The organism is Halobacteriovorax sp. RT-2-6, assembly GCF_047085025.1.
In the GTDB taxonomy this organism is placed as follows: domain Bacteria; phylum Bdellovibrionota; class Bacteriovoracia; order Bacteriovoracales; family Bacteriovoracaceae; genus Halobacteriovorax_A.
Map to the genome: position 1 here is coordinate 368,047 of NZ_JBKIYH010000001.1, position 20,612 is coordinate 388,658.

Sequence of the window (20,612 nt, forward strand, 5' to 3'; positions counted from 1 at the left end):
TTTAACATAAATTGGATTTATCGACGTATAAATTCTAAAGAAATTTCACGATCACTACTGAAAACAAATTTTTGCTTTGGTTTTACTTGCGCTAAATCACATGCTGGCCAGATATGATAACTTCTTAATATATGGGCAAGAATGAGCTTTACTTCAATACTTGCCATTTCACGCCCTAGACAAGTACGTGTTCCTGTTGAGTAAGGAATATATGCTTTCTTCTGCTCACTTGTTAAATGATTAAAACGCTTTGGATTAAATTTATCGTGATCTTCACCCCAAATTTCTTGATTATTGAGGATTTTACCCAGAAGTGAAAAGACGATTGTCCCCTTCTTAACTTTGAATGTAATATCTTCGCTTGTTAACTCTTCATCTTCTGCTGCTTCTCTAAACAAGATAGGGAAGGCCGGCCTTAAGCGAAGGGTTTCTGCAACATAATTTTCCAATAATTCATTTTTAATTATTGAATTTGAATCGTTAAGATCTAGTGTAGCTAACTCTTGATATAATTCATTTTGTAATTCTTGATTTTGAGCTAGAAAGTAAAGGGCCCATGTTAAAGAGACCGCTGTTGATTCAAAAGAAGCTCCTACTAGGCCATATATTTGACCAATAATTGCTTCAGTATCTAGGCCTTGATTTTTTAAGTGAGTAATTAATGTATAACTAGTTGTTCCTTTCTCAACTTTTTCACGAACAAATTGTTTTCCTTCCTTAATAAATTTAGAAAATCGTAGGTTGCTAAGCGTTGGTAAGTATTTCCACATTGGGCCATAGTTCATTCGCTTAGTAAGTTCAGCAATAAGAAATTTTTGAAAGTAATAGAAACTATCGCTATCTGCATTTGAATTTGTAATTTCCTCTTTATTAATTTGAAAATTATGTTCAATAAAGAACTCACTTGTGATGGCCAAAGCAATTTTTCCCATCAATACTTCAACATCATCAACAATTGAATGATCATCAAATAGTGGAAGTGACTTTTCAAGTCGCTTGCTTGTAATATCATATAGGTTTTCTAATACTTTAGGTGTAAAGAAATGGACTAACTCCCCTCTTAAATCCTGCCACGTTTTACCATCGGCATCTAGAATTGAGGGCCTCCCTTTATTGATGTGTTTAATCTCATTAAGGGTACTTCCTTTTAAAAAAGTATTTCTTTTTTTAACAATTACTTCTTTATAGAGATCATAATTTCCGATTACCACAATATCTTTATGAAAAATTTTAAAACGATATGAATCTCCAAGCACCTTGCTTTTCTCATTAAGCTGATCAAATAGACACTTTTTGAAGTCTAACTCTCCAATACTGCCGATTACAGGTAATGTTTTTAAGCTTGGAATTGTACTCATATTAACCTTCTTTTATAGTCCTAAAATATCGCCAATTCGATCAAAGATTCCTCTTGCTGTATCAGCAACAGGCTTCTTTAGGCCGTATTCAACTGTTCTTGGCGAAGTAACAAATCCAAGTGCCTCATATTCTCTTGCATCTAGTTCAACTAGAGAGTCTTTAATACAAGATTTTTCAACTTCATCTATTTTAAGTGTGCCTGTTTTTAAGTAATTCTCAACACAATTTTTCTCTTCTTTCGTATTAATTGCAGCAGTAAGAAGAACAGCTGAAACTGTTGGTGCAGGATATTTCATATCAAGCTCACCTTTTCCAACATAGTTTCTAAGAACAGATAATCCGTAATTGGCCCCCTCTTCATCATTTGACTCATAAGCAGAACAGGCAGCAATACTAGCAACCTTAAAAGACGAATAACTTGTTGAGTAGCTAACACAAGTAAACTGTTGCTTTGAAGAAATTTGATTACAATATTCAACGACTTTATCATCAATATTAAAGTCTTCTTTTAAGTAATCCACACAAGCAGGCGAAGCATCAAGTAGTCCGGCCTTTACTTTTTGAATAATAAGTTCCTTTTTGTTGACGCCTATACACTCAACATCTGCATCAACAGAACAATAGGCCATATCACCTGCGATATAACAGTCTGAATTACTAAAATCTATTTTTTCATTATTGTCACAAATTCTTTTTATACTAAAAGTAGCATTGGCCTTTGCTTGTTTCGTTGCCGCCAGTTTTGCCTTAGTTTCAGCAAAAAACTTTCCTTCAACTTTTGATTCACCTTGTGAGCGAAGACTTAGATCTGCACGATCACCATATTCATGCAGGCGAATCTCTTGGTACTCAACACTATCCATTGCCTGATCAGCAATTGAGATCGCTCCATGGGCCATAGAATTTAGCAAGAAGAATGCAAGTAGTGATAGTGTTTTTTTCATAAGTCATTACCTTTAAAAATTGTACACCTATAGGCCAGCTGTCCAAAAATGAAACAGGCATAGTCCTCTAAAGTGCTAAATTCTTTAACAAATTAAGTATTCAAGGTAATAAGTTGCAAGGGATGGGCCAATTTAGAAATTTGTTTCGTAACCGCTTTCTTTAAACTCTAATTCACGCCATACACTTTTCCAGTCATCCTTAAGTAGAGTTGACGGCGTAAGTCTTGCTTGATTAGGTGTATCTTCTTTGAGCTCGATTTTCTCAAGGCCAGAGATGAGAAACATTCTATCTTTATCGAATTCAATATAAAAATCAGATTGGAACAAATGTCCCTTTAATGTCTTTCCCTTTAGGAGTACGAGGAGATAATCACTTGTTTTACATTTCTTATCAAGACGATATAGAAGCTCGCTTTTTGCGTTGTAATAGGTTTTGCGCAAGTCACCCAAGTTTAAGCGCTTCTTACCAATCATAGGAAAAGCGATATTCTCTTTAAGTAAATAAGAAACTGTAGTCGGGGTATCTGGATAGTTAGAATAATATTCTTTGAAGCATTCTTTGTTAAAGAAGCTACCTCTGGTTGTAGCAGCAAGTTGAGACCTTACTTCATAGACCTGGTCAACAATGTGATCGTTGGAATAAGTTGAATATTCATAGAAATCGACAACGACTTCGCCTGCTATTACAGGAGTCGAAATAGTTATCAAAATAAATATTAACTTAGCAAAATATCTCACAATACTGTTTGTTTACCATAAAAATATAGTGTTTCAATAAACACTTAAGGTTTTTGTAAAATATCTAAGACCATGGCCTTGATTATACGCATTTGTTGGCCATCTTTCAGGTGATAATTTGCTCCTGAATGTCCCCACCAGTCCCAACAACCGTGTGGATTTCTTCCAGGAATTACTGATTTCTTTGCTTGAGGAAAAAGAACAACAACATCAAGCTTATCAGCAGCTTCTTTTATTCCAGTATCATTAATATAACTCATGCCAATATGATCTACAGTTTGCTTACAGCCATGAAAAGCTACATGCAGGTCACACTTTCTGTCACCTTTACAACGCGAAGGAATATAGAGATATGCCTTGTCTTGTAATAGTGGCGTGAATGCTCCAACATCAAAAGCTGTAAAATGCTTGGCCTGATCAACTTCAACTGTTTTTCCTTTGAAAGTAAAACGTCTTTGCTTCTTTTCAGGATAGAGCGCACTAAGCGACTTCAAAGCACCATTGTAATTACAATTTCCAATATAAGGAACTTCTGAAAGCTCACACTCAACTCCTTTATTTTCAGTAGGATAAGTATGGCCAGCTGCTAATGTACCCTCGTACTCGAGATTTTTAACACCAAAGAAAGCATACAAGTCTCTAAGTTCTTCACTTACGCTAGAAACGACTGTTTTATCGTTTTGCCCAGAGAAAATATAAACCTTATCATCCTTTAAATTTGTCGTAGGATCAATAAGGCCCATCATGGCCAATCCACTGGCAAATACATACGACTGATAAGCACTGCCCCAGGCACCATTTCCCTTCATACATGTATTTGTCGCCAAGGCCACAGAGCCCTTTGCGCAGTAATAAGGGCCTGCTGCAAATATAGCTGCACCTTCTACTAGGTTGCTATTGGCAATGTGAAACTGATGAGCAAAGAAGCCTCCTGAGGAGATCCCTGATACAGTAATTTTCTCACTCAGGTTAAGAGCGAATACATTTGAAACTAAGATTATATAAATAGCTAAGATTATTTTCATTTTTGCTTTATAGAACAAAATCTATCGAATTTAAATGAGCGTGAAATAAGTAAAGGGGGGCCTCCTCACAAAGCCCCCAATTATGCTAGAACAATCAGCAAACCCCTAAGAATTCTTGATTATTCGACAACAATAAAGTTGAATTCACATACGTATTTTCCGCCACCGAACATACCTTTTTTGTAGAAATCAACATCTCCAAAAACATATCCGATAGTTGTATTGATGATTCTGTTTCTCATTTTCATACACTCAGTATATGACTTATCGTAGTTATTAGTGATTTTCTGTTTAATTTGCTTCTTAGATAGTACTTGCTCGTAACTATCAAGAGTTGTTCTGATTTCACAAATGTGATGGCTACCACTTTTTCTAGTGATAAATTCAAATTCAATACCTTCAACTTTGATATCTTTGATTTCATCATACTCAACTTCTGCGTCAAGACATGCTTTCTTGGCCTGCTCCTCTGTGTCATAACGATCTATTTCGATGCTTGATGATTGAAGCTTTGCAAAAGATGATAAAGAAAATACTGCACATAAAATTAAAAGTAGGTGTTTCATAAGTTTCCCCTCTGTTTTTCAATTGTTAAAAAATAATGTTTTTTCTTGAGAAACTTATAGCCAATGAGACTACTCAGGTCAGTTTAAGAAAGGTAAAGTTAAAAGTGAAAATGTATAAACTCTCTTAACTTTACATTATCTCTGGAATTTTGTTGGTAATTTCGGATATTTAGCTAATTCGTCGTTGAAAACCTAGTACAACAAGGGAAAAACCGAAGATGACAAGCCCCATAACTTTATAAATACGAGTTGGATCAAAAGAGATATTTAACTTAACCTTCTTCGGTGTATATGGACTTAATGGATCTAGAGAAATTAACCAGCCACTTATATTAGCTTTTGAATTCTTCGAGTTTAAAATGTATTTTTGATCTGAAATTGAAAGTTCATAACTACTTTCATTATTTTGTTTTGAGATTTTGTCTAAACGAATATCAAAAGGAAGTTTAAATTCCTTATTATGAAATTTAAGATCATAGAATCTTCCTTCACTATCAATAATCTCTCTCGTTTCACCTAATTTCATTTGATAAATTTTTTGAGTATTTCCCTTCTCATAAAACTTAAGAATGTCACTATCATGCTTTTTAAAATTACTGCTATAGCGATATTCTAGTTTTAGGCCAGTATCCTCTAGAAAGTTATTTAAGCGGTACTTATAACTATCACCAACAACTTCTAACTTAACTTTTTGCATTTTACATTCATTACCTAAAGAATAAAAACCATCTTCTTTAAGAGCATATTTATTAGTTAAACAGTATTCTTTTTTGAGCAATGATATTGACTTTCTTCTTGTGTACACTGAACAAGCAGGGTTCACATTTGATAAATTTTCCAAGCAATTGAGCATTGATTGATTAAAGAGAACAATCTCCAAATTACCATCCTTTATACTAGTTGGATGATCAAGACGACTTGAAGAAAGATAAATCAACTCACTATTAACTCCCGAAAGGTAGCGAGACTCCTTCAAAACGACAGCACTATTATCTCCTGTACTTTTAAAATTTGCGTGAAATTTTTCGCTATAAGGTAGGTATGAAATTAGATAAACCGGACCAAAATCGAGATTAAGGCCTTGAGGTCTTACTGAAAAATTTAGATCAATATATAAAGTTTTTCCGCTAGATCGCTCTCTTAATTGAGCTTGATACTGATCGAGCATAGCAGTTTCAACTTCCGACTTCTCTAAGAGTTCTATATGACCCTTAATTGATGTGAAAGTTGAGACTATCGTCGAGACACAAATAGTAATTAAACCAATATGTGTTAAATGAATACCTAGTAACCTAGTTCTTATTGGAAACTTTTTAAGAAAACTTACGACTAATGATAATGTTACAAGTGAAAGTAAGAAGATAAAAAATGGGCCATTAAAAATTAGGGAATTTGAAATCTTCGGGCCATATAAATAATCGACTACCGCACCTATGACCAAATAAAGGACAAAAATGATGACTAAAGTGATAGCACTATAAACACTACTAAAAGAATGATTTAGTTTTGATAAGACTTGTCTCATGACAATAGAATAACTTGGGTCAAAATATCTGTCTACGTGCTAAAAAAGCGCTAAAAGACGTAAAGCACTTCATTAACCAACCGATAATATAAGGTATGAGAAGAGCTATTATAATTACACTTTTACTACTATTTAATTTCACGGGCCAAGCTAATAAAAATCAAGATTTAGAATGGGAACATGACTTCAGTTTTGACAACATTCAGGTCTGGAAGAATTCTCATAAGAGACTAACAGTCGAGGATAAGAATTCATCGAATAAAATTGAGAATTATAATAAAGAAAAAATAAGAAAATACTTAGATCAAAGAAACAAAATACTCAAGTATAGCAATTTCTCACAATTTAAAACAGAGTCCTTAGACTTCACGAAAAAGAAAAACTATATTCAAGTCTATAAGCTTGGTAGCTATAAAAACTCAAGATCCAAAACAATCTACTTAGCTGAGATACATCGTCTTTATAAAAATCGCACGATTATCACAATGCTAAGCTCTGAAAAAAAGATATCAAAATCAGATATAAAAGACTTAAATGAAAAATTCAAATTTGTTACGGAGCAAAGATAATGAGAAAACTTTGTACCGTACTTACTCTAATTATAAATATGTCAATTCATGCATTTGTCCCAATGAGTAATTATGAATTGGATCTTAGTGTTGCACAGACTCAATGCTTAGAAATTGGAAACCTTAATATTCTTGATGAGGCAAATTCACTACAATTATGTGAAATTGTTGTAAACTCACCTGCCTGCGAAGATGTTGAAGCAATAGATAAAAGAAAATGTGATCCGGGCCTTATAGTCGAAAGCAATGTTGCTGTTGATTTTATCTCTTGCCTACAGGGTCTTTGGGGTTCTGCGGTTGAGTTTATGAAGTTCATTGGTTCAGTCGTCGATTATATTATTGATGATGAGTATCGTGGAGAAAAGAATGAAGAGCTCCTTAATACCCTTCAAAGCGCCAAACACATGCTCGCTATGGAATGGTCGCGCTCACTAAGTGAAACTGATGGTATAGGGCCTTTGCATTATATCAATGCAGCAAAGCACTTCTCAAAAACAATGGGAACAATTATTTTTAATATGCTCCAAGATGCTTATTATTCGACGCAAGCAAACTACGCTTGTCTTTCACCAGCCGCAAGAACAAAAGCAATATGTCAATTTGCGGGTTCTTATGTTATTCCACCAACAATTGTGATAGCAAAAGTTGCGAAATTTCTATTAAAGTCAAAAACTGGTATAAGTCGCTATACTCGCGAAGACTTTGCAAAAGAAGAACTCGAAAATAATATTCACGAGAAAAAAGATATTGATGATGAAGATGTCGTTGAAACAAAAGGGCCTTATTCAGAAGAATCAAGCTTTTTAGCAAGACTCGATTTATCACTGGCCAAAAGAGCGTTTGAAAAACCTGAGCAGATCACAGAGATTTCAAATGCGCAGACAGAAGGAATATTAAAGGTAATCAATAAAATTGAGCTTCCACATCGAATAGATATTATTGAAATTCAAGGAAAGAAAACAAAACGAATTGTTCTTTATGAAGGTGATCTTGTAGCAGCAAAATCAGATGCGGCCAAAGAACTACTTGCATACATGAAACAAACGGGAAGAAGTCAGATCGTTATCTCACCTCAAGAGATGTATCAAAGAAGTAGTGCTCTTCTTGCATCAGATAAAACAACATTCGTCTCAGGTACTGGTCTTGCAAATATCCTACGCCTTAATGAGAAGAATAGTCTGAATCAGAACAGGGCCTCTGCAGCAATTGAGGCAACGATGATTGATTCATCAGATGAAAACATAATTAGACTTGCAAAAGAGTTAAATGATCAAGGCTTCTCAGTTCGTGTTATAGAAAGAAAGGCCGTTAATAAAGAGACGAATCAGAATGTAACTAAAAAGGCCCTACAATTTAATAAATTTGCTGCAGATCAAGACAACCCAGCAGTAATTAGACTAAATAGATTCAGAAATGAAGATTTCAGACAAAAGATAGTCTTTTATCCAGATGACCTAAAGAAAGCGCAAGGCTCTTCAAATAGAGGAACTAGAACTGTCTCATTTAATTTTTCAAACTTAAGAGAGCTAATTAATGGAGGCCATGCTAATACTCTACCTCATGAGTTTAGACATGCTAAGTTTGAATATAATCGCTCAATCGGAAAAGAATCAGCTTACGATCTACGTGTTCAACACTTAAAACCAGACGGCAAGCTTCATGATGGAAGAACTTATACAAATTATTTTTCAATGGAAGAGCTTTATAACCACGCACAAGATATTCAAAGTGTGACAAGAAAGATTCAGAAAGACCCTCAAATAGGTTTCACACTAGAAAAGGTTGCTGCAAAGGCAGATACGATAATCAATATTGCGAAAGGATTCAAAGTACAAAACGACTCTCTTAACTTGAACTTAATGTCGAGAATTCTTCCCTCGCAACTTAGTAGGCCTATTAGAGATCAGGGCACGTATAAGATAAATGTTGGGAGTGATAGTTATGTTAAAATAATAAAAGATAATAATAACTATTTCTCGATTGTTTTAAAAGATGATGATGTCGAACACACGGTACCAATGACATCAGAAAACTCAAAAAATGTGCTTAGAAACTTCATCAGAAATGCAGATAATGCAGCTCAAACAAATGATATGAATACTATTGCGAGTGAGTTAAAAACTGTTCTAAGAGATGTGGTTGCTAAAAACAATGAAAGGAGAAATCTCATTCGTTCAATTGAGCCAAGAGCAAAGGCATTAAAAGAAGCAGTTAAAAATACTGATTACTCTAACAAAAGCTTAGAAGAAATTAGAGAGCTGTCACGCCAGCTCTCGCAAGCTACAAAAGGTCGTGTTAATTAGACTTTGTTTTTAACACGGCCTTGTAAAAGGCTTCAGGATCAACGATCCCACCACTTTCACATGGAAGCCTTCCGCTTTTTGGAATATAGGCAGTTGATAGAAGCAGCTCTTTTAATTTTAAAGGAGAAAGCTCTGGATTAATTTTGTGTCCTTTTAACAGTACGTTTGTCACAAAAGGAGCGGCCATAGAAGTTCCATTTAATGGAATTGTTCCACCACCTGACTGAGCAGAGACAACACCTTGCCCCGGGGCGAAGATTTGTACTTTTTTGTTTCCAAACTTTGAAAAGCTAGCAGGTTTATATGTGTCCATCTTCTCCTTTTCAAGTGTTGCCGTATTTAGTGCTCCAACTTTAATCATATTATTGTAATCATAGCTTGCTGGGTAATTGTCGTTTCCTTTTAAATCGAGATCAAGATTTCCACGAGCGTTCCCTGCTGCCACAACAAAGATAGTCTCTGGATTTTCAACGAATGTATTTTCTAGATAATAGAATGATTCACGTGGTGCCGACATTGGCGCACCAGGATAACCAATAGCAAAGCTCATATTAACAAATTTAACATTCTTCTCTTTAATATATTCTGCAGCTTTCTCTAAGTGATCAGAGATGGCCACATCTCCAGCAAAACCAACAAGGCCGTACATATCTAAATCTTTTAAAGCAAGGGCCGCTACGTGGGTTCCATGAGAAACAGGATATGGAGTATGAATAAGGGAATGCGTTTCACGAATATTGTTATTGTCTAACAGGAGGCTTAGGCCAGCATCATCTTGTCTTTGCCAACCCCAAGAATCATCGACTCTCCCATTTCCATCATTATCAATACCATCACCTACTAAATCAAATGGCGAGTTATATAATTTATGAGTTAATGAAGGGTGCATAATATCAAAGCCTGTATCAATAATAACAACAGGCTCACGAGTCTTGTCTTCAAAGATACTTAATCTACGCTCGTATTCTTCATTTGAAAGATTAAATTTTTTAAGCTGATCACTAACATTAAAAGGTGCAACTTCATTATACTGGCCGATCAATTCCCCAGATGGTGTGAATGCCTTAAACTCTGAAACGAGATTAGCAAGAGGCGCTTTCATATTATAAACAACTTCGTAGTATTTTGAGACCTCGCCATCTTTACCAAGAACATCAATTCGATAAGGCTTTACAACAAAGAAGTCATCATCATTAGTTTCATCGTAACGGTAATGTTTAATTCCAATTTGCTTATATGAGCTTTGTGAGATTACCCATTGTTTTAAAATTGTAGGATCTTCGGCATCACCTTTCATAAGAATCTTTTCTTTTATTTTGTCTGAGACAATGCCATTTTCATCAATAACGTAAACACTTTTTAAGCGCTCTCCATTGTCAAAATATTCAAACTCAGCATGATATGTATAGATACCATCAGAACTCCAGGAGTCATTTGTTAGCATACGCCCTTGTTCATCGTATGTGCTAGCTCCCGTTTTTGAGCCCGTCTTTAAATATGTTTCAAAAGAAGACGTCAGTTTATTATTTTCACATTGGTAGGTCGTTTTCCAATTTCCATCGATTACGATTTTATTCGTTGGACAAGGAGCGGCCATAAGTGAAAGTTGAGATAAAAAAAGAGTTGTTGCTGTTGTGATATATTTCATGCCACGGTTTTTACCACACATAGACACACCGCAAACAATGCTTGAATAGATTACATGAAAAATTTTTAAGACCATATAGTTTCAATGAGTTAAATGTCTTTTTAATACCCCATCACCTATATTTCTGATCACTTTATATGGACGGATTCTGGCCTCTTCGCTAGTATGGCGCTCATGAACGAAATAGAGTTAGAGAAATTTATCAATACACCAGGGGCAGATCACCGCTCGCACCTTAATCGTCTTAAAAGAATTCAGGGACAACTTGAATCCCTCATAAATCTGGTTGAAGATGGAAAGTATTGTATCAATATCGTTCACCGCTCAAAAACAATTCGCGGCGCCCTTCGAGGTTTTGAAAGTTCAGTCATGGAAAATCACTTAAGAGGTTGTGTTGCAAAAGCGATCCAATCACAAGATACGAAACTGATTGATGAAAAGATTGATCAACTTTGTACAATTATCAGAAAGGACTAACCAATCTGAAATTCTGTAAAATTTGAGACTGGCAGCTCTTCAATAATTGTCACATTCGTAACCTTGGCCGTCTCTGGGCCGACCTTTAAAAATTCTTCGAGATTGGTTATATCGTCTAATTCGCCACTGGCCATAACCTCAACGCTTCCATCTTTGAGATTTTTTACATAACCAGTAATTGTAGGGGTATGTTTAAGAACATACTCGTATGTACTTCTTCGAAACCAAACACCCTGTACGACGCCTTCAACGCGGTATCTTCTGTTAATCATAAATCCATCCTAGCATGTTCATACATCTTGAAGATGTAATTTTTCTTAATTTATATGTTAAGATATTACCATGTGTTTTTCGATACAAGCGCAAACAAACTTGAAAGTGCTTTCACAAAAGCTTAATACTCCTTTAAACACGAAGGCTTATGAGTCATTTCGTCTGTTGCAAGAATTAGAAGCTTCTCTTGATCCGCAAGAATTAAAGAAAATACTGGGCCTAAAGAGAAAACCAAGTAGTGATATCTTTAAGTCAGCTGATAAAGAAGGGCGAATTTTTCCAAATTATTTTGCAAATGTTATGACGCAAGAATACGAAGAGAGAAGCATTTCACCAATGCGCTACCGTGTTCGCCCAAGAGGATCGCAAGAAGAAATTCCGACCAAATTCAATGTCTTTAATGCCAGACTTGATTCACTCGAAAAGAGACAAACATGGGCACCACTTTTTATGAAAAACCATGGAGTCATTGCCTTTGAAGCATTTTACGAATGGGTTGAAAGAAACGGCAAGAAAACTCTTATTAAATTTCTTCCACAAGATGGAAAGCTCATTCTTGCACCTTGTTTGTGGGATGAGTGGACATCAAATGATAAGCAAATAAGCTTTAAATCATTTGCTATCATAACAACTGATCCACCAAAGGAAATTGAAGAGATGGGACATGATCGCTGCCCTATCTTTTTAAAAGAAGAGTATTTAAACGACTGGCTTAACCCAAAAGGCTTAAGCAAAAATGATACATATGAGATTCTTACCCATCCGTACCAAGAGCATTATGATTACGAATGGGCCTAATGATTTTATTTTAAGAAATTGAAATAACTTCGTATTCACGAGTAATATCACCCGTTTCAACATCAAAGAAATCTCCAACTTCCATCCCTAAGGCTTCATTTCCAATGGGAGAGAAAACTGAAATAACAAGAAGTGGTGTTCCATCAAGATTTAGCATTGTTCCACCTGCAGTTGGTGTGATGAAGTAATGCCTTGTCTGATCATTGAATTTAAGTTCAACAAGTGAGCCTAGTGCGATTTTATCTCCCTTGGGAAGATCTTCAGAAAGCTCTTTAATCATGTTGATATCGATTTCTAGCTCATCAACACGCTTCTTTTGGGCCCCTGCAAGATAGCCTGCCTCAATAGCGCGAGTATCGTACTTACCTTCTTGGGCCATATCAGGCTCTTGAGACATCACTCGAGTCGTCTCAAATGCAGCTTTGGCCTTTGTCAGTTCTGTTTCTAAATTTTCAATAAGTGTAGAGATGATAGATTCTTTATTCATAATAAATAATTTCGCTAGATTACCTTTAAGAAATGGTTGTATTATTTTCAACAATATACCTCAAAATCCCCTTTTGTACTATAAATTGGGCATATGAAAATCTTGCTTACCTTGCTATGTGCACTATTAACTTTTTCGGCCCTTGCTACAACTAGTGAGAGAAATCCTCATGAGTATCAGATTCTTGCTCATGAAGACCTTGGTTCAGAAGTAAAAGAACAAGATTTTTACTTTGTCGTTGTTGAAGCCTTGAGGCTGTATCAAGACGAAGCGATAAAACAAAAGCGTGGTATTTCAGTGAAAACCCTCGACTGGCAAACTCCGTATTTTAGTGCTTGGGCCTTATACGATGACAAGGCAGATCACTTTAATATTAATTTCTGGGGAGGCTTTGCTCGCATGCCTAATATGACAAAAAGAGCATACGCCTTTACTGCCTGTCATGAGATAGGACATGTTCTTGGAAAAGCACCGCGTATGGAAAATAAGCATTTTTCACAAATGAGTACAGAAGGACAATCGGACTTCTTTGCAGCAGCAAGTTGTTATAAGAAATTTGTCATTAATAATCCAAACTACTTTGACTCTCCAATAGAGCTTGACCCATATGCGGCCTCACTGTGTCTAGAGAAGTTCTCTTCTGATAATTTTAACCAAGAGCTTTGTTTTGAGACAATGCAGGTTGCTCAAGACTTCCCTAAGGCCATTGCTCATATGAGTTCTGACCCAAATAAGCACGCTAAAATAACGAACTCAGATCCTACGACTGTTACCAAGACCCTGGATAGCTATCCAACATTACAGTGCCGTATGGATATCATCAAAAACGGGGCACTTCTTGAATTTAGCGGGGACGAAATATCAATAAAAAACCTCGAATCGCGCTTGCCATGCTGGTTTGCAAATTCAGCTACTTCCCATATCCATTGACATAAAATAGCTCTAACGAGTTAAGAGAAAGTTTGCCGTATCTATATAATTTCTTAACTTCTGATATAATTTCAATATGCACGAACGTAACGGCGAACTCTATTCTAAGTTTGAAGAAATCATCAACTCAACAACACACAGCTTGGGTATTATCCTAGGAATAGTTGGAACAATTATGATGGTTTTGAAGGCCAAGTCTGGCATTCACACTTTCGCCTATACTGTATTTGGACTTTCAATCACTTTCCTTTATACAATGTCCACTCTCTATCATGGGACGGCCCATAAGAAGCTTAAGAATATTTTTCGTAAAATGGATCATATTGGCATCTATCTTTTGATTGCCGGCTCATATACGCCATTTCTTATGCTGGCCATTAAAGGTGAAACAGGAATGTGGATGATGATCAATATTTGGGCCTTGGCCTTTATTGGGATTCTGATTAAGCTTTTTGCCTTTAATCGTTCTGAAGTTCTTACGATAATTCTGTGTCTGATTATGGGTTGGATGGTTCTTGCTATTCGCACAGAAATGATCGCAAATCTAAGCTTTGATTGCCTCAAATGGATTGTCATTGGTGGCGCCTGCTATATGACAGGAGTTCTCTTCTACCTGCGTGAAAGTCTATACTTGGGTCATGCAATTTGGCATATTTGTGTCCTTTTAGGCACTACTTCTCACTTTTACGCAGTGTATGCATACGTCTAATCTTTCATAAACTTCAATAGATTTTTACTATGAGCTGACATAGATTCTTTATTGGATTCGTATAATTATTATTGTTATACTTTAGAAAATAAAGGAGAACGTATGAACACGATTAACCAATTAAAACTAATTCAAGCTGATGCACAAGTATACTTTATGAAACTTCACAACATTCACTGGAATGTAACAGGAATGATGTTTCAACCAATTCACGCGCTAACTGAAGCTCTATACAACGAATTTGCGATCGTTTTTGATGACCTTGCAGAAAGACAATTACAACTTCATCAGAAACCTGTTTTAACGATGTCAGGCGCACTCGAAATAAGCCGCATAAAAGAGACGAATGAGTCATCTTTTACAAGTACGCAAGCACTAGAGCTAATACTAAAAGACAATCAATACTTCCTAGAAGCCTTCAAAGAGTTATCGGCAACAGCTGATGATGAAAACGATGCTACAACAGTCGCTTATGCAGACGAAAAAGTTGCTTGGCTAGAAAAAGAAAATTGGCAATTAAGAGCAATGCTAGAATAGTCAAAATATCATTTAAAGCCGAAAGTCACCCTTTCGGCTTTTTTTTATTCTTTCCACTATCACCTTAAAAGCTTCAATCATATGATCCTTAACCGCAGATCCCTCTAGAACCTCTAGAGCGTGTGCAATGGCCTCATATGTACACAGAAAATTCTCACCAGGAGACTTTCTTAATTCGTAGATACTGTGTCCCACATCGATTAAGTGATATTTAGGCATACGCCCAAGCACTTCTTCACGCTTGTGAAATTTCTTGGCCTTTGACCAAGAACCGTCAGGCACAACAAGACAAGTCTGCTTACCTTCTTCGGCCTTATAATCCTGCAAAGGAAGTGAGTCTTGTGTTGGAAAAAGATAGATATAATCAAATGTATCAAAGTCGAAAAGCTGGGGCCCAAAAGGCTCATGAACATTTCCTCTTTCGAAAATTTCACATTTCTTAAGTACCTTGGTCGCGAAATAGGCCGTATTACTCGTCAGCCATCTCTCAGTATAATGCATAGGGATGATGACTTTAGTTTGGTTAGCAAACGGTTTAAGCACGTCACAAAAGCACCAATGAGTATTGATGCGACAATTTGGACAGCGGGAATCTCTTGTATCTCGGCGTGACTTTGACATAGGTTTGATTTATCATAATTAGTGCATTTATTCGATTTTAAAATAAAGGAAAGGTAAAAAATGAATTATTTTAGTGATGAAAGTGAATGGAAGTGGATGCTTAGAAACGCAATTGATTGGAAAACTATTATTCCAATGTACTATCCTAACTTCCCTACTGAAGACGGCTTTAATAATGAAGAAGAAATCCTAAGCTTTATGGAAGAGCTTCTTACTCAAACAGGTAGCTGGGCAGCTGATGCAGTCTATGCCAGAGCAGAGGCCATTGATCAAAATGGTGCTGGAGAAGTTAAAGATGGTAGAACGATTCCTGGCCCAGAATTAAATGCATTCTATCAAGAGGCAACTGAGCTGGGAGCATTTGGAGTAAGTCTTCCTACTGATTTTGGAGGAATGGGACTTCCTGCTGTTGCACTAATGGTTTTACTAGAACAACTATCACGAGCGTGTAACTCTCAATGTACACAGCTTGCTTTCTTTACTTCAATCGCAGATATGGTTCACCGTTTTTGTGACCACGAAACAGCACAAAGAATTGTTCCTAAAATTATCTCAGGAGAACTTTCAGGATCAATGAATTTAACAGAACCTGGCTGTGGTTCAGATCTTGGTATGATTAAAACTTCCGCAACTCCAGTTGGAGATGGCACATATAAGCTAAATGGTTCGAAGATATTTATCACTAATGGTGGTGGCGGTATTGGCTTTGTATTGGCCAGAGTAAAAGGTGCACCAGAAGGACTTTCAGGTTTATCACTCTTTCTATGTGAGCAAGATGAGCCAGGTGTTGAAGGCCCTAATTTTATCGTTGCCAAAAACGAACATAAGATGGGAATGCATGGATCATTTACTTGTGAAATCGTTTATGAAAATTCTATTGCTCGCCTAATTGGTGAAGAAGGCCAAGGATTCAAGTATATGCTTCACCTCATGAATGAAGCACGTATCGCTGTAGGTATGCAGGCACTTGGTGGAATTGAAGGCTGTATTGGCTATGCTAGAAAATATGCTGATGAGCGTATGCAATTTGATAAGCCGATTTCAGAACTACCACTTATGAAAAGAAATCTTGAAGACTTTGAAACTGAAAGAGATGCAATTAGAGCACTACTTGTTGATACGATTTCTTCATATGATATTTTTCAAAAGTTAGATCTAAAAAAGAAAATAACAGGAGAGCTTACAAGCGAAGAAGAAGCTCAATTTAAGAATGCTTCAATTTGGACAAGAAAACGCACTCCTCTTGTTAAGTACTATTCATGTGAAGCTTATACATACCTCTCAACTAAGGCCATTCAAGTTCTTGGTGGTTATGGATTTATGGAAGAGTATCCTATGAGTCGCTATCACCGTGATTCGTTTGGTCCACTTCTATACGAAGGAACAAGTCAAATTCAAGCGCTCATGGCCCTTAAAGACATGATTAAATATATTGCAAAGAACCCTGACAAATACTTTAAGAATCTCTTTATTAAGCACCCTGCATTTAGTTGGGTTAGTGCGGAAAGCAAAGAACAAAAAGAGCTTACTTCAACACAATATACTTTTAAGAAAAGTCTTGTGAAATTAATCATCAAATGTCTCAAGCCAGATAGCCTTTCAGATCTTGCAAACCCAAAGGCATGGATGAATGAAGAAAATGTCGACAAACTAATGATCCACGCTGAAACGATCTGCCAAGGACTTTCATATCTTGAAACATTAAGAGTTCTTGCAAATCACGCTTCAATCGATAAACAGAGATATGATTTATTCTCTCGCTACTTAAGACTTGTTACACCAAGACTAACAGCAATTTATAATGATTGGGATTTAAGATAATGAATGAAGCCTCTTATTAAAAGTGAGAGGCTTCTTATTTTAAATTATATTCTTCAATATTTTGATAATCATACTTAACATTGTTATTTGAGCATTGTGTTTCATATTCAATTTTTTCGATCATTGCATTTCGAGAAGCAGCTGAATTGGCTTCAATTGTATAAGTATACTTTTGCGACAAGACCTTTTCGTTTGCAGATCGATCAGTAACGATACTTCTTACAAAGATATTTGAATTTGGAAATGAATAAACAATTCCAATTCCTGCAAAATTTGCGTAAACTTGATTAGGATTTCCATTATTGAAGAAGGCCTGACAAAATAATTGCATAAATCCATCTTCATCTGTTTGCACTTGAGTCTCTAAGAGCTCACCAGGTACATCGAAGGCACCAGATACAACTTGTAGGCTTATTTTATTATTATAAACAGCATCAATACTTGCCCTTACATTTCTAACACTCGGGTTAGCACTACAAGAACCTTTTCTAACTTCAAACTTAACAGTCTCGATATCATCAGTACTTGCTAAATTCATACGCATTGCTCTTAAACGAGAACAAGCAGAGCGAGCATTAGATAAAGAAAGTTCATCTAAAGACGGCTGAACTTCAACTATACTACCAACTTGAGAACTAGAAATAGGTGCAGGACCACCACCGTACTCACCACATGACGACATCACAAATGTGCCGGTGATGGCCAATAAAATATGAAAGAATTTAGATTTTAAAACCGTATTCATCAACTAACTATTCGGATTCGGTTAACTAAACTTAAATTTCCATGGCCGTGAAATAGCTCAAGTGTTAAATTTTACCTATGAAATTCAAAACAAAATTAGGCGAATACCAAGCAGTAGAAACCGCTGATGGACATCTAACACTACACAGTGGCCTCTACGATGAGAATTGTCATTCAACTGCTGGTGCCTATGAAGAGACCCTTCATAACTACGTCTATGGCTGCAGCGTCATTGACCGAGTAAACAACTCACCTATAACAATTTTAGAGATTGGCCTTGGGGTAGGCCTAGGAGTTCTTGCAACATTCAATGAAGCAAAAAACTGTCAAAATAAAATCAAATTTATCTCAACAGAAATTGACCCTGAACTAGCTCAATGGGTTTGTCGACAACATGGTTTTTCAAATGGCGAAATTTCAAATGATAAAATCAAGTTTAATATAGACGATAAATTTGAAGTTGAAATTCTAATTGGTGATGCCAGAGAAACTATAAAGAAACTTATTCTAGAAGAAATTAAAGTGGATTGTATTTTTCAAGATGCTTTTTCGCCTACAAAAAATCCTTCTTTATGGACAAAAGAATGGTTCAGGAATCTGCGTAGCTTATGTAATAATAATTCCGTAATGACAACGTATAGCGCATCAGTCAAAATTAGAAAGGCCATGCTCGAAGCAGATTTTCACGTTACCAATATGAAAGGTTTTGGCAATAAACGAACGGCCACTCGTGCTTTTACTGACGGCCTATTCAAAGACGAGAAATTAGAGGGAGAGCTCAGTCGATCAAAGACTCCCCCTTTTTCAGATAAGGATTTAAATGAAATTTGATATGTTTAACTTAAAAGATAATGTGATTTGTAAGCTCTTCAACATTGAATACCCTATCATTCAAGGTGGGATGGTTTGGGTCTCTGGCTCAAAATTAGCGGCAGCAGTAAGCAATGCCGGAGGCTTAGGCCTTATTGGTGCAGGTTCAATGAAACCGGATCTTTTAAGGGAGCATTTAAGAAAAGCTAAATCACTTTTAGATGATGGTAAGCATATTGGAGTCAATGTCCCTCTTCTCTATCGTCTTGCAGAGGAACAAATCCAAACTTGTCTTGATGAAGGCATTAAAATCTTTTTTACATCAGCAGGCTCACCTAAGAAATATACAAAGTTTTTAAAAGATCAGGGATGTACAGTTGTCCATGTCACTTCAAGTCCTGCCCTTGCAAAAAAATGTGAAGATGCGGGCGTTGATGCAGTTGTCGCAGAAGGCTTTGAGGCCGGTGGCCACAATGGACGAGACGAAATTACAACAATGTGTCTTATCCCACAAGTTTGTGACACAGTTAATATTCCTGTTATTGCGGCCGGTGGCATCTTTGATGAACGCACAATTGCCGCAGGCCTTTGTCTTGGAGCAAGCGGTGTCCAACTTGGAACTCGCTTTCTTATGACCAAAGAAAGTAGCGCCCACCAAAATTATAAAGATCTTATTTTAAAAGCAGGCCCTGGAGACACTCGCCTTCAGATGAAACCATACGTTCCCGTAAGACTTTTAAAAAATAAATTTGCCATGGAGTCACTTAAACTAGAACTCGAATGTGCATCAGTTGAAAAGCTCGTTGAACATTTAGGAAAAGGCCGCGCCAAGCTTGGAATGCTTGATGGCGATATTGATGAAGGTGAATTAGAAGTTGGCCAGGCCTCGGGGGCCATTGACGATCTTCCAAGTGTTAGTGAAGTTATGAAAAAACTTATCACAGTTTTTTCATAATTTTGTGGCGCCGCTCTGATCCTGACTATTTTTAACAGTTACTTTGTGTCACCTGTTCAATCTTTTTTTTAGATAATAACCATCTAATATTGTTATGTTTTTTGGCATGGCCCTTGCTTTATATAAAGCAAGGAGGTGAAAAAAAGTCCTAACACTAGGCACACACAACACACGCACATTACACAGACATTTTGACGGAGGAAAACGCAATGAATGCAATCGCGATGAATGGATTATCGTTTGGTTTCTATCGTGAATTGGCCATGACACTAGTATGGTATATTGGCTCACTCTCGTTGATGTTATCGCTATTTGTTTTTGTTATCAGACCAAAATTTGGTCTAGCGCAAGCGCAGCAAGCTGAATTTAGAACACAGATGGAGATTGCAAAATTTATTCACACAAGAAAGTCCCAAGTAGCATTTGGGAATGAAAAAAACTGGAAGTATCTACGTAAGCAAGTCTTTCGTATCCAAGGCACGAAGTGTCTAAAGTGTGGAATCGAGCACGACAATATGCACATTGATCATATAAAACCTAAATCGATTCACCCACACTTAGAGTTTATGATTGATAACCTTCAGGTTCTTTGTCCAAGTTGTAACCGTGAAAAGTCGAATAAAGAAGAAGTCGACTATCGCAAAGGACACCACTTAATGGCGCTCGTAAATACTATTAAGGAGAATAAGTTATTAAGAGAAAGGTATACTTATGACTTTGACAAGCTAACGGGCCTTACAAAAGAAAAAATGCAATTTGAATTAGCAGCATAA

At 36.4% G+C, this 20,612-nt stretch carries 22 protein-coding genes; 11 read left to right on the forward strand and 11 right to left on the reverse strand.

Annotated features, from left to right (window positions below):
• Nucleotides 1-17 precede the first annotated feature (17 nt).
• From ACMAYS_RS01650 to ACMAYS_RS01675, 6 genes are all read right to left on the reverse strand, one after another.
• Entirely contained in the window at nucleotides 18-1,358 is a 1,341-nt protein-coding gene (locus ACMAYS_RS01650; RefSeq protein WP_412462621.1) for a cytochrome P450, read from the reverse strand.
• Between the two features lie 12 nt (nucleotides 1,359-1,370).
• Nucleotides 1,371-2,303 (reverse strand): hypothetical protein, encoded by a 933-nt coding sequence (locus tag ACMAYS_RS01655; RefSeq protein ID WP_412462622.1) that lies wholly within the window; start codon nucleotides 2,301-2,303, stop codon nucleotides 1,371-1,373.
• Nucleotides 2,304-2,435: 132 nt separating this feature from the next.
• Complete coding sequence (locus ACMAYS_RS01660; protein ID WP_412462623.1) at nucleotides 2,436-3,011, reverse strand: hypothetical protein; 576 nt, start codon at nucleotides 3,009-3,011, stop codon at nucleotides 2,436-2,438.
• Nucleotides 3,012-3,085: 74 nt separating this feature from the next.
• Nucleotides 3,086-4,066, reverse strand: a complete 981-nt coding sequence (locus tag ACMAYS_RS01665; protein ID WP_412462624.1) for a PHB depolymerase family esterase — start codon at nucleotides 4,064-4,066, stop codon at nucleotides 3,086-3,088.
• A 119-nt stretch (nucleotides 4,067-4,185) separates the two neighbouring features.
• Complete coding sequence (locus ACMAYS_RS01670) at nucleotides 4,186-4,632, reverse strand: hypothetical protein (RefSeq protein ID WP_103217249.1); 447 nt, start codon at nucleotides 4,630-4,632, stop codon at nucleotides 4,186-4,188.
• A gap of 169 nt (nucleotides 4,633-4,801) precedes the next feature.
• Nucleotides 4,802-6,157, reverse strand: a complete 1,356-nt coding sequence (locus ACMAYS_RS01675; RefSeq protein ID WP_412462625.1) for a hypothetical protein — start codon at nucleotides 6,155-6,157, stop codon at nucleotides 4,802-4,804.
• Nucleotides 6,158-6,252: 95 nt separating this feature from the next.
• Between ACMAYS_RS01675 and ACMAYS_RS01680 the strand changes: the two genes are divergently transcribed.
• Both ACMAYS_RS01680 and ACMAYS_RS01685 read left to right on the forward strand, forming a co-directional pair.
• Nucleotides 6,253-6,726 carry a hypothetical protein gene (locus ACMAYS_RS01680; protein WP_412462626.1) on the forward strand — a complete coding sequence of 158 codons (474 nt, stop codon included), beginning with the start codon at nucleotides 6,253-6,255 and terminating at the stop codon, nucleotides 6,724-6,726.
• The gene (locus ACMAYS_RS01685) at nucleotides 6,726-9,029 is read left to right on the forward strand and encodes a hypothetical protein (protein WP_412462627.1); all 2,304 of its coding nucleotides are present in this window, start codon (nucleotides 6,726-6,728) and stop codon (nucleotides 9,027-9,029) included. The genes ACMAYS_RS01680 and ACMAYS_RS01685 overlap by 1 nt, the downstream gene beginning before the upstream one ends.
• Here ACMAYS_RS01685 and ACMAYS_RS01690 read toward each other — a convergent pair.
• Nucleotides 9,022-10,677, reverse strand: coding sequence for a S8 family serine peptidase (locus ACMAYS_RS01690; RefSeq protein WP_412462628.1), 1,656 nt, complete (start codon nucleotides 10,675-10,677; stop codon nucleotides 9,022-9,024). The genes ACMAYS_RS01685 and ACMAYS_RS01690 overlap by 8 nt on opposite strands.
• A 174-nt stretch (nucleotides 10,678-10,851) precedes the next feature.
• Between ACMAYS_RS01690 and ACMAYS_RS01695 the strand changes: the two genes are divergently transcribed.
• Nucleotides 10,852-11,154 (forward strand): metal-sensitive transcriptional regulator, encoded by a 303-nt coding sequence (locus ACMAYS_RS01695; protein ID WP_158246820.1) that lies wholly within the window; start codon nucleotides 10,852-10,854, stop codon nucleotides 11,152-11,154.
• Here ACMAYS_RS01695 and ACMAYS_RS01700 read toward each other — a convergent pair.
• On the reverse strand, nucleotides 11,151-11,426 hold the full coding sequence (locus tag ACMAYS_RS01700; protein WP_103217255.1) for an acylphosphatase: 276 nt from the start codon (nucleotides 11,424-11,426) through the stop codon (nucleotides 11,151-11,153). The two genes, ACMAYS_RS01695 and ACMAYS_RS01700, sit on opposite strands and share 4 nt — an antisense overlap.
• Nucleotides 11,427-11,496: 70 nt before the next feature.
• Here ACMAYS_RS01700 and ACMAYS_RS01705 point away from each other — a divergent pair, with 70 nt between their 5' ends.
• The gene (locus tag ACMAYS_RS01705) at nucleotides 11,497-12,225 is read left to right on the forward strand and encodes an SOS response-associated peptidase family protein (RefSeq protein WP_103217256.1); all 729 of its coding nucleotides are present in this window, start codon (nucleotides 11,497-11,499) and stop codon (nucleotides 12,223-12,225) included.
• A 10-nt stretch (nucleotides 12,226-12,235) separates the two neighbouring features.
• On the opposite strand, the gene ACMAYS_RS01710 is transcribed toward ACMAYS_RS01705, so the two are convergent.
• Complete coding sequence (locus ACMAYS_RS01710) at nucleotides 12,236-12,712, reverse strand: GreA/GreB family elongation factor (protein WP_146037798.1); 477 nt, start codon at nucleotides 12,710-12,712, stop codon at nucleotides 12,236-12,238.
• 93 nt (nucleotides 12,713-12,805) lie between these two features.
• Here ACMAYS_RS01710 and ACMAYS_RS01715 point away from each other — a divergent pair, with 93 nt between their 5' ends.
• The 3 genes from ACMAYS_RS01715 to ACMAYS_RS01725 all read left to right on the forward strand — a co-directional run bounded on the left by ACMAYS_RS01715 (nucleotide 12,806) and on the right by ACMAYS_RS01725 (nucleotide 14,888).
• Nucleotides 12,806-13,642, forward strand: a complete 837-nt coding sequence (locus tag ACMAYS_RS01715; protein WP_103217258.1) for a hypothetical protein — start codon at nucleotides 12,806-12,808, stop codon at nucleotides 13,640-13,642.
• 76 nt (nucleotides 13,643-13,718) lie between these two features.
• Entirely contained in the window at nucleotides 13,719-14,351 is a 633-nt protein-coding gene (gene trhA / locus ACMAYS_RS01720) for a PAQR family membrane homeostasis protein TrhA (protein ID WP_103217259.1), read from the forward strand.
• Nucleotides 14,352-14,453: 102 nt separating this feature from the next.
• Nucleotides 14,454-14,888 (forward strand): Dps family protein, encoded by a 435-nt coding sequence (locus tag ACMAYS_RS01725; protein ID WP_412462629.1) that lies wholly within the window; start codon nucleotides 14,454-14,456, stop codon nucleotides 14,886-14,888.
• A gap of 12 nt (nucleotides 14,889-14,900) precedes the next feature.
• Here ACMAYS_RS01725 and ACMAYS_RS01730 read toward each other — a convergent pair whose 3' ends face one another.
• Nucleotides 14,901-15,509, reverse strand: coding sequence for a tRNA-uridine aminocarboxypropyltransferase (locus ACMAYS_RS01730; protein WP_392991902.1), 609 nt, complete (start codon nucleotides 15,507-15,509; stop codon nucleotides 14,901-14,903).
• A 60-nt stretch (nucleotides 15,510-15,569) separates the two neighbouring features.
• Between ACMAYS_RS01730 and ACMAYS_RS01735 the strand changes: the two genes are divergently transcribed.
• Nucleotides 15,570-17,330 (forward strand): acyl-CoA dehydrogenase family protein, encoded by a 1,761-nt coding sequence (locus tag ACMAYS_RS01735; protein WP_392991900.1) that lies wholly within the window; start codon nucleotides 15,570-15,572, stop codon nucleotides 17,328-17,330.
• 34 nt (nucleotides 17,331-17,364) lie between these two features.
• Here the strand turns inward: ACMAYS_RS01735 and ACMAYS_RS01740 are convergent, their stop codons facing one another.
• A complete protein-coding gene (locus tag ACMAYS_RS01740) occupies nucleotides 17,365-18,075 on the reverse strand; it encodes a hypothetical protein (protein WP_412462630.1) in 711 nt (236 codons plus the stop codon).
• Between the two features lie 77 nt (nucleotides 18,076-18,152).
• Here ACMAYS_RS01740 and mnmD point away from each other — a divergent pair, with 77 nt between their 5' ends.
• From mnmD to ACMAYS_RS01755, 3 genes are all read left to right on the forward strand, one after another.
• Complete coding sequence (mnmD, locus tag ACMAYS_RS01745; RefSeq protein ID WP_412462631.1) at nucleotides 18,153-18,905, forward strand: tRNA (5-methylaminomethyl-2-thiouridine)(34)-methyltransferase MnmD; 753 nt, start codon at nucleotides 18,153-18,155, stop codon at nucleotides 18,903-18,905.
• Nucleotides 18,895-19,839 (forward strand): NAD(P)H-dependent flavin oxidoreductase, encoded by a 945-nt coding sequence (locus ACMAYS_RS01750; RefSeq protein WP_412462632.1) that lies wholly within the window; start codon nucleotides 18,895-18,897, stop codon nucleotides 19,837-19,839. The genes mnmD and ACMAYS_RS01750 overlap by 11 nt, the downstream gene beginning before the upstream one ends.
• A 209-nt stretch (nucleotides 19,840-20,048) precedes the next feature.
• Nucleotides 20,049-20,612: an HNH endonuclease gene (locus ACMAYS_RS01755; protein ID WP_103217267.1), complete on the forward strand. Its 564-nt coding sequence runs from the start codon at nucleotides 20,049-20,051 to the stop codon at nucleotides 20,610-20,612.